This window comes from Moryella indoligenes (assembly GCF_030812885.1).
GTDB classification, from domain to species: Bacteria; Bacillota; Clostridia; order Lachnospirales; family Lachnospiraceae; genus Moryella; species Moryella indoligenes.
The window spans coordinates 62,755-79,665 of the sequence record NZ_JAUSTO010000007.1; the positions used below are offsets into that span (position 1 = coordinate 62,755).

General features: G+C 55.7%; 14 protein-coding genes. 11 read left to right on the forward strand and 3 right to left on the reverse strand.

From position 1 onward, the window contains the following. Positions 1 to 25: 25 nt before the first annotated feature. Positions 26 to 1,249 (forward strand): pyridoxal phosphate-dependent aminotransferase, encoded by a 1,224-nt coding sequence (locus J2S20_RS06705; RefSeq protein ID WP_307254421.1) that lies wholly within the window; start codon positions 26 to 28, stop codon positions 1,247 to 1,249. On the opposite strand, the gene J2S20_RS06710 is transcribed toward J2S20_RS06705, so the two are convergent. Then, positions 1,224 to 2,234: a DUF4349 domain-containing protein gene (locus J2S20_RS06710; protein WP_307254424.1), complete on the reverse strand. Its 1,011-nt coding sequence runs from the start codon at positions 2,232 to 2,234 to the stop codon at positions 1,224 to 1,226. The genes J2S20_RS06705 and J2S20_RS06710 overlap by 26 nt on opposite strands. A 170-nt stretch (positions 2,235 to 2,404) precedes the next feature. Here J2S20_RS06710 and dapF point away from each other — a divergent pair, with 170 nt between their 5' ends. The 8 genes from dapF to J2S20_RS06750 all read left to right on the forward strand — a co-directional run bounded on the left by dapF (position 2,405) and on the right by J2S20_RS06750 (position 12,225). Continuing rightward, positions 2,405 to 3,211, forward strand: coding sequence for a diaminopimelate epimerase (gene dapF / locus J2S20_RS06715; RefSeq protein WP_307254426.1), 807 nt, complete (start codon positions 2,405 to 2,407; stop codon positions 3,209 to 3,211). 122 nt (positions 3,212 to 3,333) lie between these two features. Then, positions 3,334 to 4,410, forward strand: a complete 1,077-nt coding sequence (locus J2S20_RS06720; RefSeq protein WP_307254428.1) for a carbamoyl phosphate synthase small subunit — start codon at positions 3,334 to 3,336, stop codon at positions 4,408 to 4,410. Further along, on the forward strand, positions 4,403 to 7,597 hold the full coding sequence (gene carB, locus J2S20_RS06725; protein ID WP_307254430.1) for a carbamoyl-phosphate synthase large subunit: 3,195 nt from the start codon (positions 4,403 to 4,405) through the stop codon (positions 7,595 to 7,597). The genes J2S20_RS06720 and carB overlap by 8 nt, the downstream gene beginning before the upstream one ends. A gap of 139 nt (positions 7,598 to 7,736) precedes the next feature. Further along, positions 7,737 to 8,441, forward strand: a complete 705-nt coding sequence (locus J2S20_RS06730; protein ID WP_307254432.1) for a metallophosphoesterase — start codon at positions 7,737 to 7,739, stop codon at positions 8,439 to 8,441. Between the two features lie 61 nt (positions 8,442 to 8,502). Then, positions 8,503 to 9,177: an HAD family hydrolase gene (locus J2S20_RS06735; RefSeq protein WP_307254434.1), complete on the forward strand. Its 675-nt coding sequence runs from the start codon at positions 8,503 to 8,505 to the stop codon at positions 9,175 to 9,177. 142 nt (positions 9,178 to 9,319) lie between these two features. Next, positions 9,320 to 10,543 carry a tyrosine--tRNA ligase gene (gene tyrS / locus J2S20_RS06740; RefSeq protein ID WP_307254437.1) on the forward strand — a complete coding sequence of 408 codons (1,224 nt, stop codon included), beginning with the start codon at positions 9,320 to 9,322 and terminating at the stop codon, positions 10,541 to 10,543. 80 nt (positions 10,544 to 10,623) lie between these two features. Beyond that, positions 10,624 to 11,823: an iron-containing alcohol dehydrogenase gene (locus J2S20_RS06745; protein ID WP_307254441.1), complete on the forward strand. Its 1,200-nt coding sequence runs from the start codon at positions 10,624 to 10,626 to the stop codon at positions 11,821 to 11,823. A gap of 33 nt (positions 11,824 to 11,856) precedes the next feature. After that, positions 11,857 to 12,225, forward strand: coding sequence for a VOC family protein (locus J2S20_RS06750; protein WP_106612215.1), 369 nt, complete (start codon positions 11,857 to 11,859; stop codon positions 12,223 to 12,225). Positions 12,226 to 12,356: 131 nt separating this feature from the next. Here J2S20_RS06750 and J2S20_RS06755 read toward each other — a convergent pair whose 3' ends face one another. Both J2S20_RS06755 and J2S20_RS06760 read right to left on the reverse strand, forming a co-directional pair. Then, positions 12,357 to 13,058 (reverse strand): MgtC/SapB family protein, encoded by a 702-nt coding sequence (locus J2S20_RS06755; RefSeq protein ID WP_106612214.1) that lies wholly within the window; start codon positions 13,056 to 13,058, stop codon positions 12,357 to 12,359. Between the two features lie 9 nt (positions 13,059 to 13,067). After that, positions 13,068 to 13,793 (reverse strand): MgtC/SapB family protein, encoded by a 726-nt coding sequence (locus J2S20_RS06760; protein ID WP_307254447.1) that lies wholly within the window; start codon positions 13,791 to 13,793, stop codon positions 13,068 to 13,070. Positions 13,794 to 14,190: 397 nt separating this feature from the next. Between J2S20_RS06760 and J2S20_RS06765 the strand changes: the two genes are divergently transcribed. Further along, the gene (locus tag J2S20_RS06765) at positions 14,191 to 15,633 is read left to right on the forward strand and encodes an NAD(P)/FAD-dependent oxidoreductase (RefSeq protein ID WP_307254562.1); all 1,443 of its coding nucleotides are present in this window, start codon (positions 14,191 to 14,193) and stop codon (positions 15,631 to 15,633) included. Then, positions 15,630 to 16,901 (forward strand): NAD(P)/FAD-dependent oxidoreductase, encoded by a 1,272-nt coding sequence (locus J2S20_RS06770; protein WP_307254449.1) that lies wholly within the window; start codon positions 15,630 to 15,632, stop codon positions 16,899 to 16,901. Before J2S20_RS06765 ends, J2S20_RS06770 begins: the two co-directional genes overlap by 4 nt. The last annotated feature ends 10 nt before the right edge of the window (positions 16,902 to 16,911 follow it).

A 16,911-nucleotide genomic window follows, 5' to 3' on the forward strand; every position in this document is an offset into this window, starting at 1 on the left:
CCGGGGGTTCCGGAAGGGAGATTTTATGAGTTATATTTCTGAATCGATGTGTCAGCTCCTTCAGAGCAATTCCGTGATACGAGAGATGTTTGAGGAGGGCAATCGCCTCGCGGTGGAATACGGGAGAGAGCAGGTGTACGACTACAGCCTGGGCAACCCGAATGTACCGGCGCCGGAGGCGGTGAGGTATGCGGCGGAGGAGATACTGGAGCATGAGGATCCCCGCCTGATACACGGCTATATGAGCAATGCAGGATTTCCGGAGGTGCGAAGAGCCGTGGCGGAGTCTCTGAATGAGCGCTTTCAGACTGCATATACAGAAAAGCAGCTCATTATGACAGCTGGCGCGGCGGCGGGGCTCAACATCTTGCTGAAGGCGATTCTGAACCCCGGGGATGAGGTGATTGTATTTGCCCCCTTTTTCTCGGAATACAGGAATTATGTCGGGAACTACGGGGGAAAGCTTGTAGTGGTGCCGGCGGATACGGAGAGCTTTCAGCCGGATCTCGCGGCGTTCTCCGGAGCGCTTAGTGCACGCACAAAGGCGGTTCTCATCAATACACCGAACAATCCCGCAGGGGTTGTGTACACGGCAGAGACGCTGCGGCGCCTGAATGCACTTATAGAAGAGGGGGAGCGTCGCTTTCGCAGCGTGATTCTTACCATTTCGGACGAGCCATACCGCGAGCTGGTCTACGACGGCGCAGAGGTCCCCTGGGTTCCCGCGCTCATTCCTCACGCGGTCGTTGTGTACTCCTACTCAAAGTCTCTGTCACTTCCGGGGGAGCGTATCGGCTGGCTCCTCGTGCCGGATACGGTACCGGAGGCAGAGGCACTCGCGGAGGCTGCGACTGTCGCAAACAGAATCTGCGGCTTTGTCAATGCGCCCTCGCTGATACAGAGAGTGCTGATGCGCTGTCTGCATGAGCGCGCGGATGTCGCAGCCTACGACAGAAACAGGAAACTGCTTTACGGAGTCATGTCGGAGCTCGGCTTTTACTGTGTGCCTCCGCAGGGCGCCTTCTATCTGTTGGTGAAGGCGCCGGATGGAGATGACAGGAACTTTGCAGCGCTCTGTAAGAAATATCATGTGCTCGTGGTGCCCTGCAGCTCCTTTGCCTGTCCCGGCTATGTGCGCATGGCGTACTGTGTGTCTCACAGGATGATAGAGTGCTCGCTTCCGGCCCTGCGGGCCATTGCGGAAGAGTGTTTCGGGAGCGCGCTCAGAGCTTCCAGATCTTCTTCTTGAGCTTTTTCAAAAGACGGAAGATGAGATAGAGCAGGATCAGGACGGGAATCAGGAAGGGAAGTCCCGTGACGAGTCCCACGAAGAGATCGGTCAGTGCAGTGAAGAACGCATCTGCGTTTTGCGCGAGTCCCCGCTGTATCCGCGTGCTGACGGTGGCCTTTTCTGTGGCGCTGTAGCTCTTCACCTCGTGCAGATCCAGATAGATACTGGAGTAGTCTACCTGATTGTCGTAGAGGCGAAGCTGTGATTCGTAGGAGTTGAGCTCGTATTCGATCTCTGAGAGGCGGGTCTGTATGGCGATGATCGCATCCATGGATTCTGCATCTGCCATCAGTGCGAGCAGTCGCTCGCGCTCGGCGTTCAGCGCCTCTTTATGGCTCTCAATGTCCGTGTACTGAAGGGTGACATCCTCAACCTGCTCAGAGCGTGAGGTGACATTGCCGAGACCATCCAGCTCCGTGAGGAAGCCATCCAGCTGTGCAGAGGGAACGCGCAGAGTGAGGGAGGCGCTTCGTCCGTAGTAATTTCCGCTGCCGTAGAGTGTGTAGTCGGAATCCAGCATGGAGCTTCCGTCCACCCAGCTGCTCTCAATGTAGCCGCCGAGCGCCGCGACGCGCTTCTGTATGCTCTGGAGCAGCAGATCGAAATCTGTGCTCTCGAGATTTAAGTTCACGGTCTTTATAAGCTTTCGGCCGGCTGCGGCCTGCACTGCACTGCTGTCTGTCCCCGCGTCCCCCTCGGGGTGTGCTTCCTTCTCACCGTTTTGCGCGGCAGAGTCTGCGCTGTAGTCATATGCCGCCGCGGGGGAACCGGAGAGCGCGGTCTCCTCATAGGCTGCCTGTGCGGGATAGTCCGCAGCAGCCCCTGCGGTTTTCGCCGCTCTGGAGGAGCCGCCGCAGGCAGTCAGAAGCAGAGAGCTTCCGATAAAGAGAACTGACAGAGTCCGGATCACCGGAGAAAGGATGCTGTAAATGTGTTTTTTCATAGGGAGTCTCCTTTTCTTTCATAAGCGTATTTTGACGGTTTCGTGAGCACTGATTCAGGGGCTTCTACCTATATAGACAAGAATAGCATAGATATGGTCACATTGCATTGACAGATATTTTGAAAATTGCTATGATGGCGCAGAATCAGATGAAGAGCAGAAGGAGCAGCATGAAATTTACGAAGATGCAGGGCATAGGAAATGACTATGTCTATGTCGATTGTTTTGAGGAGAAGGTGGAATATCCGTCGGAGCTTGCGGTCCGCGTGAGTGACCGTCATTTTGGCATTGGCTCGGACGGACTGATCCTGATCTGTCCCTCGGAGCGCGCGGATCTTCGTATGCGTATGTTCAATGCAGATGGTTCGGAGGGAAAGATGTGCGGAAACGGCGCGCGCTGCGTCGGAAAGTATGCATATGACCACGGGATCTGCCGGAAGCGGGAGATGCTGCTTGAGACCGCTGCGGGGCTTCGCAGTCTGGAGATTCATACAGAGAACGGGATCTGCGAGAGTGTCACCGTGGATATGGGTGAGGCTGTTATTTCCGATTCCGTCACAGAGAAGATCCATGTAAACGGCTCCTGGCAGGAGATGATTGCAGTGCAGCTGGGCAATCCCCACGCGGTGTACTATGTGAGCTCCCGCGAGGCTCTGCTCGCACTTCCGCTGTCGGAAATCGGTCCTCTTTATGAGCATCACCCTCGTTTTCCGGAGGGAGTGAATTCTGAATTTATCTATGTGGAGGACAGGCAGCATCTTCATATGCGTGTCTGGGAGCGGGGCAGCGGAGAGACGCTCGCCTGCGGGACCGGCGCCACAGCCAGTGCCTGCGCCAGCATGCGGGCGGGGCTCTGTGACAGGCGGGTCACGGTGCATCTTCTTGGCGGAGACCTGCTAATCGAAGAAGCTGCGGACGGACATTATCTGATGACCGGACCTGCGGTAGAAGTGTTTCAGGGAGAAATCAAAGTGTAAAAATACAGCCATCCGACGCGGCAGAAGTCGCGTTTGGATGGCTGTTTTTTATCGTGACATTCAAAGGGCTTTCTGCTATAGTATTGCAGAAGTAAAAACAGGACGCTGAGAAAGGATTGCAGATGAAGGCTTATCTCTTACTGGAAGACGGCACTCTGTTCACCGGAAGAAGCATAGGGGTACAGAAGGAGCTTGTAAGTGAGGTGGTGTTCAACACCTCCATGACCGGTTATCTGGAGGTACTGACGGACCCCTCCTACGCCGGTCAGGCGGTGGTTATGACCTATCCCCTGATTGGAAATTACGGGGTATGTCGGGAGGATATGGAGTCGCAGGCCGCGTGGCCGGATGCTTTGATCGTCCGTGAGCTCTCCGAGCTTCACTCCAATTTCCGCAGCAGAGAGTCGCTCCAGAGCTTTCTGATGGAGCAGGGCATTCCGGGAATCGAGGGGATTGACACAAGGGCCCTGACTAGGCGTCTCCGGGAGCACGGCACGATGAACGGCTTTCTCACAACAAATCCGGATTTTGACAGAGAGGACGCCTTCCGGCGCATGCGGGAATACTGCGTGAGCGGTGTCGTGGCGCGCACCAGCTGCAGGGAGAAGTATGTCATGCCCGGCAATGGAAAGCGGGTCGCAGTGCTGGATCTCGGCATGAAGCGAAACATTGCGCGCTCCCTGAATCAGCGGGGCTGTGAGGTCACGGTGTGGCCGCAGCACACGAGGGCGGCGGAGATCCTCGCGACGGAGCCGGACGGGATCATGCTGACAAACGGCCCCGGCGATCCGAAGGAGAATACCGCTGTCATAGAGGAGATACGGAAGCTCTATGCCTCGGACATTCCGATTTTTGCGATCTGCCTCGGTCATCAGCTCATGGCGCTTGCGACCGGCGCAGATACCTTTAAGATGAAGTACGGTCACCGCGGAGGGAACCATCCAGTGAAGGATCTTCTGACAGGAAGGGTCTATATCTCCTCGCAGAACCACGGCTTTGCTGTGGACGAGACGAGTCTTGATCCGAAGATCGCCGTTCCGGCCTTTTGCAATGTCAACGACGGGAGCAACGAGGGCATACGCTATATCGGGAAAAAGATATTCACGGTGCAGTTTCATCCCGAGGCCTGCCCCGGACCGCAGGATTCCTCGTATCTCTTTGATCGCTTCTTAAATATGATGGAGGAGACAGATGCCTAAGAATTCCGAGATAAAAAAGGTTTTGGTGATTGGCTCCGGGCCCATAGTCATAGGACAGGCGGCGGAGTTTGACTACGCGGGCACGCAGGCCTGCCGCTCGCTGAAGGAGGAGGGCATCGAGGTGGTGCTCCTGAACTCCAATCCGGCCACCATTATGACAGATAAGGACATTGCGGATCATGTCTATATCGAGCCGCTGACAGTCGAAGTGGTGGAGAAGCTGATACTGAAGGAGCAGCCGGATTCCGTTCTGCCGACGCTCGGCGGTCAGGCGGGATTGAATCTTGCGATGGAGCTTGCGGAGCAGGGCTTTCTTGAGGAGCACGGCGTGCGTCTCATCGGAACCACTGCGCTCACGATCAAGAAGGCGGAGGACAGAGAGCTCTTCAAGGAGACCATGGAGAAGATCCATGAGCCGGTGGCCGCCTCTCTTGTCGTGGAAAATGTAGAGGACGGCATACAGTTTGCGGAGAGCATCGGTTATCCGGTTGTGCTGCGTCCGGCCTATACGCTCGGCGGAAGCGGCGGCGGCATTGCGGCGGATCGCAGAGAGCTGGTGGAGATCCTTCAGAACGGACTGCGGCTCTCCCGCGTGGGGCAGGTGCTGGTGGAGCGCTGCATCGCGGGCTGGAAGGAGATCGAATACGAGGTGATGCGGGATTCCGTGGGCAATGTGATCACCGTCTGCAACATGGAGAATATAGATCCGGTCGGTGTACACACCGGAGACTCCATCGTCGTCGCGCCCTCCCAGACACTCGGCGACAAGGAGTACCAGATGCTCCGGACCTCTGCGCTGAATATTATCACGGAGCTCGGCATCACAGGAGGCTGCAATGTACAGTACGCCCTGAACCCGGACAGCTTTGAGTACTGTGTCATTGAGGTAAACCCGCGCGTCAGCCGCTCCTCGGCGCTCGCCTCCAAGGCGACGGGTTACCCGATCGCAAAGGTCGCGGCGAAGATCGCACTCGGCTACACCCTGGACGAGATTCAGAATGCGGTCACAAAGAAGACCTATGCCTCCTTTGAGCCCATGCTGGATTACTGCGTTGTGAAGATGCCGCGCCTTCCCTTTGACAAGTTTATTACAGCAAAGCACACGCTCGGCACACAGATGAAGGCGACCGGAGAGGTCATGTCCATCTGCACGAATTTCGAGGGCGCGCTGATGAAGGCGATCCGCTCTCTGGAGCAGCATGTGGACTCTCTGATGAGCTACGACTACGCGGAGCTGGATAATGACGAGCTGCAGAGCCGCCTTAAGTGTGTCGACGACCGCCGCATCTGGGTCATTGCGGAGGCGCTGCGCCGCGGCATGTCCTATGATGAGATCAATCATCTGACGAAGATAGACCGCTGGTTTATCCATAAGCTGGATCGTCTGGTGCGCATGGAGGCGGAGCTCCGGCGCCGCCCGCTGACAGAGGAGCTGCTCCGGGAGGCAAAGCGCATGGAATTCCCGGATCACGTGATCGCGGAGCTGCGAAAGAAGAGCGAGGCAGAGATCAGAACACTCCGCGAGGAGTATGGTATCTTTCCGGGCTTCAAGATGGTGGATACCTGTGCAGCCGAATTTGCGGCGGAGACGCCCTATTACTACAGCTGCTTTGACGGGGAGAACGAGGCGGAGGAGACCAGACCTGAAAAGAAGGTGGTGGTACTCGGCTCCGGTCCGATCCGCATCGGTCAGGGCATAGAGTTCGACTTCTGTTCTGTGCACTGTACCTGGACCTTTAAAAAAGAGGGCTATGAGACCATCATCATCAACAACAACCCGGAGACCGTATCCACGGATTTTGACATTGCGGACAAGCTCTACTTTGAGCCGCTGACGCCGGAGGACGTGGAGAGCATCGTCCGCCTGGAGAAGCCGGACGGAGCGGTGGTGCAGTTTGGCGGGCAGACGGCGATCAAGCTGACCGAGGCGCTGATGAAGATGGGCGTCCCGATACTCGGCACGGCCGCAGAGGATGTCGATGCTGCGGAGGACAGAGAGCTCTTTGATGCGATACTCCAGAAGACAGAGATTCCGCGCGCGGCCGGAGGCACAGTCTATACCGCGGAGGAGGCAAAGGAGGTCGCAAACCGACTGGGCTATCCGGTGCTGGTGCGCCCGTCCTATGTACTCGGCGGCGCGGGCATGCGCATCGCAATCAGCGATCATGACATTGATGAGTACATCGGCATCATCAACCGCTACACGCAGGAGCACCCGATTCTGGTGGACAAGTACATTCAGGGCATTGAGGTGGAGGTTGATGCTGTCTGTGACGGAGAGGATATCGTGATTCCGGGTATCATGCAGCATATCGAGCGCACAGGCATTCACTCGGGAGATTCTATCAGCGTCTACCCGGCGCAGTCTCTCTCTGAGACTGTGAAGCAGAAGATGGTTGATTACTCTTGGAGACTGGCGCGCGCCCTGCATGTGAAGGGCATGATCAATATCCAGTTCATCGCAAAGGACGACGAGGTCTATGTGATCGAGGTCAATCCGCGCTCCTCCCGCACCGTGCCCTATATCTCCAAGGTGACGGGAATTCCGATCATTCCTCTGGCGACACAGGTCATCTGCGGACACAGCCTTAAGGAGCTCGGCTACACGCCGGGGCTGCAGCCGGAGGCGGATTACATCGCGATTAAGATGCCGGTCTTCTCCTTTGAGAAGATCCGCGGCGCGGAGATAAGCCTTGGGCCGGAGATGAAGTCAACAGGCGAGTGCCTGGGCATCGCAAAAAGCTTCAATGAGGCGCTGTATAAGGCCTTCCAGGGGGCGGGCGTGAAGCTCCCGAAGTATAAGAATATGATCATCACAGTCCGCGATGAGGACAAGCAGGATGTGATTCCGATTGCGCGCCGCTTTGCCGAGGTGGGCTATCGCATTTTCTCCACGCGCGGCACAGCAAAGCTTCTGAACGACAACGGCGTGAAGGCGCTCGCCGTGCGGAAGATCGAGCAGGAGCACCCGAATCTTCTGGATCTGATTCTGGGGCATGAGATTGACCTGGTCATTGACACGCCGCCGAGCGGCGCAGATCGCGCGAAGGACGGCTTCATCATCCGGAGAAATGCGATTGAGACCGGTGTCAATGTCCTGACCTCGCTCGACACCGCTGCGGCGCTGGCAACCTCGCTGGAGCAGAGGGCGGGGGAGCTCACGCTCATCGATATCGCGACTCTGTAAATTTGTTGTGAAATAAATACGAGACAGCAATGCCGCTCCGGACGGGGCGGCATTGCTGTACTCACAGGCAGCTCAACTGCTCTACAGGAAAGTATGGATTCGTGATATAGTAGAGAAAATAAAGGCATGGGGGAATTACATGCGTACAGTTATTATTTCAGATATTCACGGAGAGAGCGCGGCCTTTCAGGAGCTGCTGGAGCAGATCGGCTTTGACAGAAGAGAGAATCAGCTGATTCTGCTCGGAGACGCGCTGGACGGCGGGGCAGATGCCTGCGGAACCTATTTTAAGATACGCGCGCTGAAGGAAGAAATGGGAGAGCGCCTTGTCTATATCCGCGGCGAGCACGAGCAGATGTTTATGGATGCGGAGCTCCTGACGCGCGGCCAGCTTGCGAATGCCTTTCTGTGGCAGCAGAATGGCGGGAAGGAGACGCTCGCCGCTCTGAAGCGAAGAAAGGTGAGCGCCGGAAAAACCGCCGCGTGGCTCAGGGACAACACCCGGCTCTGGTACGAGGAGCAGGACTTTATCTGTGTGCATGGAGATATCCGGGATGAGGTGGTCTGGAACAACAGTCAGGAGACCTTTCTCTGGGGAAACGAGGGCGTCCACAGCAACAATTATGCGGGGAAGCTCGCCATTGTCGGACACACGGAGCTGGAAATGCCGGTCTATCTGGACGGCAGCGGCACGGAGAGCAGCTTTCATCCGAACTACGGGACCTGGTTTGAGCTTCCGGGGCGCGGCATGATCGCAATGGATACAGGCTGCGGCTACGGCGGGGCACTCACAGCTATGCTGATTGAACACGGCTGGATGCGCTTCGAGCGGAGCGCAGGTTGACGCCTCTCCCCAATTCTTTTATAATTCTTCAATAGCGAAAAGGATGGACAGGAGGGGGACAGTGAATAGAGGACCCTTTAAGGCTGTACTCTTTGACATGGACGGCGTGATTATTGATACGGAGCGCGTCCATCAGGAGGGCTGGCAGTACGCCTGTGATATGCAGGGATTGAAGCTTAGAAGGAGCTTTGTGGCAAAGCTCTGCGGTGCGAACAGAGAATATCAGAAGATTCTGTTTCGAGAGGAATACGGAGCCGCAGTGGACTATGCCGCAATCCGGAAACTCAGACAGGATTACTGTGCAGTACAGTTTGAGCGAGATGGAATCCCGGTGAAGACCGGATACCGGGAGCTCACGGACTGGCTCAGGGAGCGGGGGATACGCCGGGCGCTCTGCACTTCGACACAGCTGCCGGTCGCGGAGCAGGAGCTCGCAGTGGCGGGAGTGCCCTTCGATTTTGATGCGGCAGTTACCGGGATGGAGCCGGAGAGAAGCAAGCCGGAGCCGGATGTCTTCCTGCTTGGAGCCAAGAAGCTGGGGGTGCAGCCGGAGGAGTGTATCGTGCTCGAGGACAGTCCGAACGGTGTGCACGCGGGCTTTGCGGCAGGTTGCCGGGTCATCATGATTCCGGATACCTTTCCTGCGACAGAGGAGCTGCGGCACATGGCCTTTTCCGTGTGCGCCAATCTTCTTGAGGCGCGAGAGCTGCTCATCACGATCATGGGGCATATCTGACGGGATGCCGCGAAGCGGGGTGCAGCCCCGGCACACGGAAGCATTTTCCATAAATGGGGCGTGCACTGCACGCAGAACCTGATTGATAAAGTAAAAATTTGAGCTGTGTCAGGTCACGGCTTGCAGAATAAAGGAGAATAAAATGCAGTGTTATGAAGAACTGAAGGCCAGAGGGCTGATCGCGCAGGTGACGAATGAGGAGGAGGTCAGCAAGCTGGTCAACGAGGGCAGGGCGACCTTCTACATCGGCTTTGATCCGACCGCGGACAGTCTCCATGTGGGACATTTTATGGCGCTCTGCCTGATGAAGCGTCTTCAGATGGCGGGAAATAAGCCGATTGCACTCGTGGGCGGCGGAACCGGCATGATCGGGGACCCATCCGGCAGAACGGATATGCGCTCCATGATGACTGTGGAGCAGATCGATCACAACTGCGAGTGCTTTAAAAAGCAGATGTCCCGCTTCATTGAGTTCGGAGAGGGAAAGGCCATGATGGTGAATAATGCCGACTGGCTCAGAAATCTGAACTACATCGAATTTATCCGGGATATCGGGCCGCATTTTTCTGTCAATAATATGCTGCGTGCGGAGTGTTACAGGCAGCGCATGGAGAAGGGACTCTCCTTTCTGGAGTTTAACTACATGATCATGCAGGCCTTTGATTTCTACTCTCTGTATCAGAAGTACGGATGCAACATGGAGTTCGGCGGCGATGATCAGTGGAGCAATATGCTTGCCGGCACTGAGCTGATCCGCAGAAAGCTTGGAAAAGATGCGCATGCCATGACCATTACGCTCCTCCTGAATTCTGAGGGGAAGAAGATGGGGAAGACTGTCGGAGGCGCGGTCTGGCTGGATCCGAATAAGACGACACCCTACGACTTCTATCAGTACTGGAGAAATGTGGCGGATGCGGATGTGCTGAAATGCCTGCGTATGCTGACCTTCCTTCCGATCGAGGAGATTGAGGCTATGGATCACTGGGAAGGCGCGAAGCTGAATGAGGCGAAGGATATTCTCGCTTACGAGCTGACCAATCTGGTGCACGGAGAGGAAGAGGCGAAGAAGGCGAGAGAGGCGAGCCGGGCGCTCTTTGCGGGAGGTGCGGCGAGTGCCAATGTTCCCACTGTCCAGCTTACAGAGGACGATTTTAAGGACGGCCGGATTGACATACTCTCTGTTCTTGTGAAGACGGGGCTCGCTGCGAGCCGTTCAGAGGCGAGAAGAAATGTGACGCAGGGAGGTGTCAGCGTGGACGGAGAGATTGTGAAGGAGATCGAGGCGAGCTGGACGCCGGAGGATTTTTCCGGTGAAGGCAGACTTGTGAAGCGCGGCAAGAAGAGCTTTATTAAAGTGACATACTGAGAATACAACTGCCCTGTCAGAGCTGCAAACTGACAGGGCAGTGCAGGCTTCCGGGGAGAGGCTCCGGAGAAGGAGAGGCTATGAAAAAATTTACTTACTATGCGCCTACGGAGATTGTATTTGGAGCGGGAGAGGAGCAGAGAACTGCTGAGCTCGTGAAGAAGTACGGTGGAAGTCGCGTTCTCTTGATTTACGGGGGGCACTCTGCGGTGAGGAGCGGTCTGATAGACCGTCTTATGAAAAATCTTGCAGAGGCAGGGCTTGAGGTGCGGTCGACGGGCGGCGTGGTTCCGAATCCGCTGTTGTCCACGGCGCGGCGCATGGCGAAGGAGGCGCAGGAGATGAAGGTGGACTTTATCCTCGCGGTTGGCGGTGGCAGCGTGCTGGATACTGCGAAGGGCGTCGCGCATGCTGCTGCAGCTCCGGAGCACGACATCTGGGACTTCTGGAGCGGCACAAAGGTGGAGAGGAGTCTTCCGATCGGCGCAGTACTCACGATCTCGGCCGCGGGCTCAGAGACCAGCAATTCCTCCGTGCTCACCAATGATGACACGAAGCCGGGGACGAAGCGCGGCATGAACACGGACTTCAACCGCTGTAAGTTTGCAGTGATGGATCCCATGCTCACCATGACACTGCCGAGGTGGCAGATCGGCGCGGGTGTGGCGGATATCTTCATGCATACCTCCGAGCGCTACTTTGCAGCGATACTGGGGAATCATCTGACGGATGAGATCGCGGAGGGGCTGTTCCGGGATATCATCAGCTACGGCCCGAAGGGCGTTCAGAATCCGGAAGATTACGAGGCGATGAGCGAGATCATGTGGTGCGGCAGCGTCTCCCATGTAGGCCTCACGGGTCTCGGCGCAAAGGGAGATACCGCGCGGGATGGAGACTGGGCCTGTCATCAGCTCGGTATGGCGATCTCCGCGCTTACGGATGCGACGCACGGCGCGACGCTGACAGCTGTCTGGGGCAGCTGGGCAAGCTATGTGTGTCACGAAAATATGGCGCGCTTTGCACAGTTTGCACGCAAGGTTTGGAAGGTCACAGAGGCAGACGATACAAAGGCCGCCTCTCTCGGTATTGAGCGGACGGAGGAGTTCTTCCGAAGCCTCGGGATGCCGCTGACACTCACGGAGCTTCTGGGGCATACTCCTTCTGAGGAGGAGATCAGGGCGTTTGCAGAGGAGTGCAGCTACGGAAAGAAGAGAAGCATAGGCTCATTTAAGAGCCTTGATTATGATGATATCGTCCGCATCTATGACGCGGCAGTCTGAAGCGGATATCCCAAAAGGCAGGGGAGGTCAGAGATGAAATTTCGGATGATACATGAAAATTACAATGTCCAGGATCTGGAGCGTTCACTTGCATTTTATGAGAGAGCGCTGGGGCTGAAGGAGCGACGCAGAAAAAATGCGGCAGACGGCTCTTATGTGATCTGCTTTGTCGGAAATGAGGAGTCGGATTTTGAGCTGGAGCTTACCTGGCTTAAGGAGCATCCGCAGAAGTATGATATCGGGGAGGAGGAGTTCCATCTGGCTTTCCGCGTGGATGACTTCGAGGCTGCACATGCGCTGCACAGGGAGATGGACTGCATCTGCTTTGAGAATCCGGAGATGGGTATTTACTTTATTCAGGATCCGGATGGCTATTGGCTGGAAATTGTGCCGACGAGATGAGACGGGAAAAAATGACAGTTTCAGAAAACGGCCTCTGCTTTTGCAGGGGCCGGTTTTTCAGACGCTTTTGTATGATTGCTTGCTATTATTAGCTGAGATACGGACAGGCCACAGCTCTCTGAAGTTGCCGATTACAGCTCCTCCACCTCGACCACGCCGTCTGTCATGCTGATATACTCCAGCAGTCTCTCGGTATCATGATCTCGGTTCAGCTGCAGGGTAAGCACGGCGCAGAGATTGCGCTTGCCGTTTTCGCCGGTCTCACCGGAACGGCTTATCTCAATACGCTTCAGCTTCACAGCCATCTCCTGAAGATTTTTTGTGAGCAGCTCCATGGTGGAACGACCCTTGTACTCAATGTAGAGCGTGACTTCCGGAGCGTGGTCCCGCATCCAGTACTCCAGCTTTGAAAATACGATCTCTGAGAGCAGGATGAGAGCAGTGGTTATGAGCCCTCCCTCGAAGAAACCCGCGCCGAAGCAGAGTCCGATAATGCCGGATGCCCAGAGTCCGGCGGAGGTCGTGAGTCCGCGCACCTGATTTCCCTGTGTGCGGATGATTGCTCCTGCACCGATAAAGCCGATGCCTGCGACTACCTGCGCGCCGAGCCGCGCCATGTCTGTGAAGTAGTGCATGTAGATGGAGAGATACTGTCCGGTGAGCGTCGTGACGCAGGCGCCGAGTGTGATCAGAATGTGGGTGCGGAAACCGGCGGAACGGCGTTTGTATTCCCGTTCCAGCCCGACTGCGCCGCCGCAGAGTACCGAGAGTATCATGCGGAGGCAGATCGACAGAGTGGTCAGATCTCTCAGACCGGTCATAACATAATCCATGAAGGCCTCCTATATTTCTTCTATCTGTTTGACACATTCCAGCTCTGCGATCATGGAGAGCACAGAGCTGTGGTGCATTCCCCGCTTCAGCTGCAGGAGAACAATGGCATTCGGGTTCTGGCGGCGCTTCTTGTGTCCGCGCTCCAGCTCCACCTCGTATACCTTGATGCCGCTTGCACGTATGTGTCCGAGTATGGTTCGTATATCCTGGATGGTGCTGAACTCCACAAAAATATTCATATTCCGTGAGGTCTCCACGATGATGTCGGAGATGGCCGGAAGATAGCTGTTGCAGCTGAAGATCAGCAGAAAGCCGAGCGCGACGCACTCGTAAAAGCCTGCGCCGATCGCGAGTCCCATGCAGGCGGAGGCCCAGAGGCTTGCAGCAGTCGTGAGACCCTTTACTTCCTGTTTCCGGTTCACAAGTATGGTGCCGGCACCCAGAAAGCCGATGCCGTTGATGACCTGCGCACTGTAGCGGGAGACATCCAGCTTCAGGTTGAAGATCAGCGCGAGCTTTCGCCATTCGCCGTACAGGCGCAGATATTCGTACTGGCTCAGTATCATGGTCAGCGCTGCGCCGAGACAGACTATCATGTAGGTTCTGAAGCCTGCGGGATAGCGCTTGCGCTCCCGCTCAATTCCGATCAGACCGCCGAAGAGCATCGCGAGCAGCAGTCGGAAGCAGACGGAGAACAGCGTCATATCGCGGAGAAAATCCAATGCTTCAAACATCGCCCTCCCCCTTTCTTAATCTTAGCTTGTTTTAAAATGTGCTGTGGGCAGGCGTAAAGCCTTGTTTTGCCCACGAGCGAGATTGCGAGGTCGCATGTAACTTTGCGCTGTCATTATGACGTATCGTGCAATATAGCACATAAAATTTTACATTTCAAGAGAAAAAGCAAATTGATATTCTGGATAAAATCACAAAAGTATTGTCAGAAGAGAAAAGAAAAAACAAAAAAGTGCAGATAAATGCTTGCATTGGAACGAGCAGAATGCTAATATATAGCTAATTTCACAGGGAAGCTAGAGAAGAGAGCGAATTCAGGCAGAAAGAATCTGCCCTGTTTTTGCTCTGTTTTTTGCTTTGTTGGCAGGATGTGCAGTCAGGGAGGTAAGAGCAGTTATGATATACGATGTTGTGATCATCGGCGCAGGTGTCACCGGCAGCGCCGTGGCGAGAGAGCTGTCGCGCTATCAGGCCGAAATGTGCGTGCTGGAAAAAGCAGAGGATCTATGTTCCGGTACCTCAAAGGCGAACAGCGCGATCATTCATGCGGGCTTTGACGCAGCGGAGGGTTCACTCATGGCGAAGATGAATGTCCGCGGAAATGAGATGATGGATGAGCTCTCAGAAAAGCTCGACATTCCCTTTGAGAGAAATGGATCCCTTGTGGTCTGTATTCATGAGGAGGAGAAGGACGGGCTGAAGGAGCTCTATGACAGGGGAGTGGCAAATGGCGTTCCGGGGCTCAAGCTTCTGAACCGCGAGGAGGCGCTTGCCATGGAGCCGAATCTCTCAGATCATGTTGTCGCAGCGCTCTATGCGCCGACCGGCGGCATTATCTGTCCCTTCCGCCTGAATTACGCCATGGCGGAGCAGGCGAATCTGAACGGAGTTGATTTCTATTTTAATACGGCTGTCGAGGCCCTTCAGAGAGATGCAGAGGGCGTCTGGCATATCCGCACGTCGAACGGAGAGTACAGGGCACACTGTGTGGTGAATGCAGCCGGCGTCTATGCAGATCAGCTGCACAACATGGTGAGTAAGGAAAAGATACATATCACGCCGCGCCGCGGGGACTACTGCCTGCTGGACAAGGGAACAAAGGGCTTTGTAAAGCATACGATCTTCCCGCAGCCCACAAAGTTCGGAAAGGGCATCCTGGTCACGCCGACTGTACACGGCAATGTTCTGGTCGGACCGACGGCAATTGATATTCAGGATAAGGAAGCGACTGCGACGACGCAGGCAGGAATTGATGAGATGATCGCAAAGGCGTCGATGAATGTGAGAAATCTGCCGATTCGTCAGGTCATCACCTCCTTTGCGGGACTCAGAGCGCATGAGGATCACCATGAGTTTATCCTCGGCGAGGTGAAAGATGCTCCGGGCTTTGTGGACTGCGCAGGCATTGAGTCCCCGGGTCTCACCAGCAGCCCGGCGATCGGAGAGTATATCGGAGCACTGCTGAAGGAAAAGCTTCTTCTTAAGGAGAAGGCGCAGTGGACGGAGACTATAAAGGACATCCTGCATCCGGAGACGCTCTCCATGGAGGAGAGAAATGAGCTGATCCGGCGTCAGCCGGCATACGGAACGATCATCTGCCGCTGTGAGTCTATCTCTGAGGGAGAGATTCTGGAGGCGATTCACCGCCCGCTGGGGGCCCGCACTCTGGATGGAATCAAGCGGAGAACCAGAGCGGGAGCCGGCAGATGTCAGGCTGGTTTCTGCAGTCCCCGCGTCATGGAGATCCTGCATCGGGAGCTGGGCATTCCGATGGAAAAAATCTCGAAAAACAGCGGCAGATCAAACATTGTGATGGAGCGCACGAAGGGGGAGCGGGAATGAAGGCCTATGATATTGTAATTATCGGCGGCGGTCCGGCAGGACTCGCTGCTGCCGCCGCTGCGAAGAAGGCGGGCAATGACAGTATACTGATACTGGAGCGGGATCATGAGCTGGGTGGGATTCTGAACCAGTGCATTCATAACGGCTTTGGCCTTCATACCTTTAAGGAGGAACTGACCGGGCCGGAGTACGCGGCGCGCTATATTAAGGAAGTAATGGATCTTAAGATCGAGTACAGGCTGAATACCATGGTTATGGATATTTCTCCGGAGCGCGTGGTGACAGCAATGAACCGCGAGGACGGAATGTTCCAGATTCCGGCGAAGGCCGTGATTCTTGCCATGGGCTGCAGAGAGCGCTCAAGAGGAGCGCTGAACATCCCGGGTTATCGTCCGGCCGGTATCTTTTCCGCGGGAACGGCGCAGCGTCTGGTCAATATGGAGGGCTATATGCCGGGCAAGGAGGTTGTGATCCTCGGCTCCGGAGATATCGGCCTCATTATGGCGCGCAGGATGACGCTTGAGGGCGCAAAGGTCAAGGTGGTCGCAGAGCTTCTGCCTTACTCCGGCGGGCTGAAGAGAAATATTGTCCAGTGTCTGGATGACTACGGAATCCCGCTGAAGCTCTCCCACACAGTGGTGGATATTGAGGGCAAGGAGCATGTCTCGGCGGTCACGATTGCGGAGGTCGGTCCGGACAGAAAGCCAATTCCGGGGACAGAGGAGCGGTATACCTGTGACACCCTTCTGCTCTCGGTCGGGCTGATCCCGGAGAATGAGCTCTCCCGTTCCGCGGGAGTCGAGATGAGCCGTATCACGAGCGGACCTGTTGTGAACGAGAGCCTTGAGACCAGTATTCCGGGTATCTTTGCCTGTGGAAACGTTCTGCATGTGCATGATCTCGTGGACTATGTCTCGGAGGAGGCGACGCGCGCAGGAGAGAACGCGGTGCGCTTTATTGCTGATGGCTGTCGGACGGAGAAGCCTTTGCATTCTATTCAGATTGCGGCGACGGAGGGAGCGCGCTACACCGTGCCGTCCACGCTGGATCTGTCGCGCATGGAGGATATGCTTACGGTGCGTTTTCGTGTGGGCGATGTGATGAAGAATGCCTATGTGAGCGTATACTTTGATGACGAGCGGGTGATGCACAATAAAAAGAGAATTCTTGCGCCCGGAGAGATGGAGCAGGTGATTCTTCAGAAAAAAAAGCTTGCTGAATACCCAAACCTTAAGACGATCACAGTGAAGATCGAGAAGGAAGCGTGAGGAGGTCTGT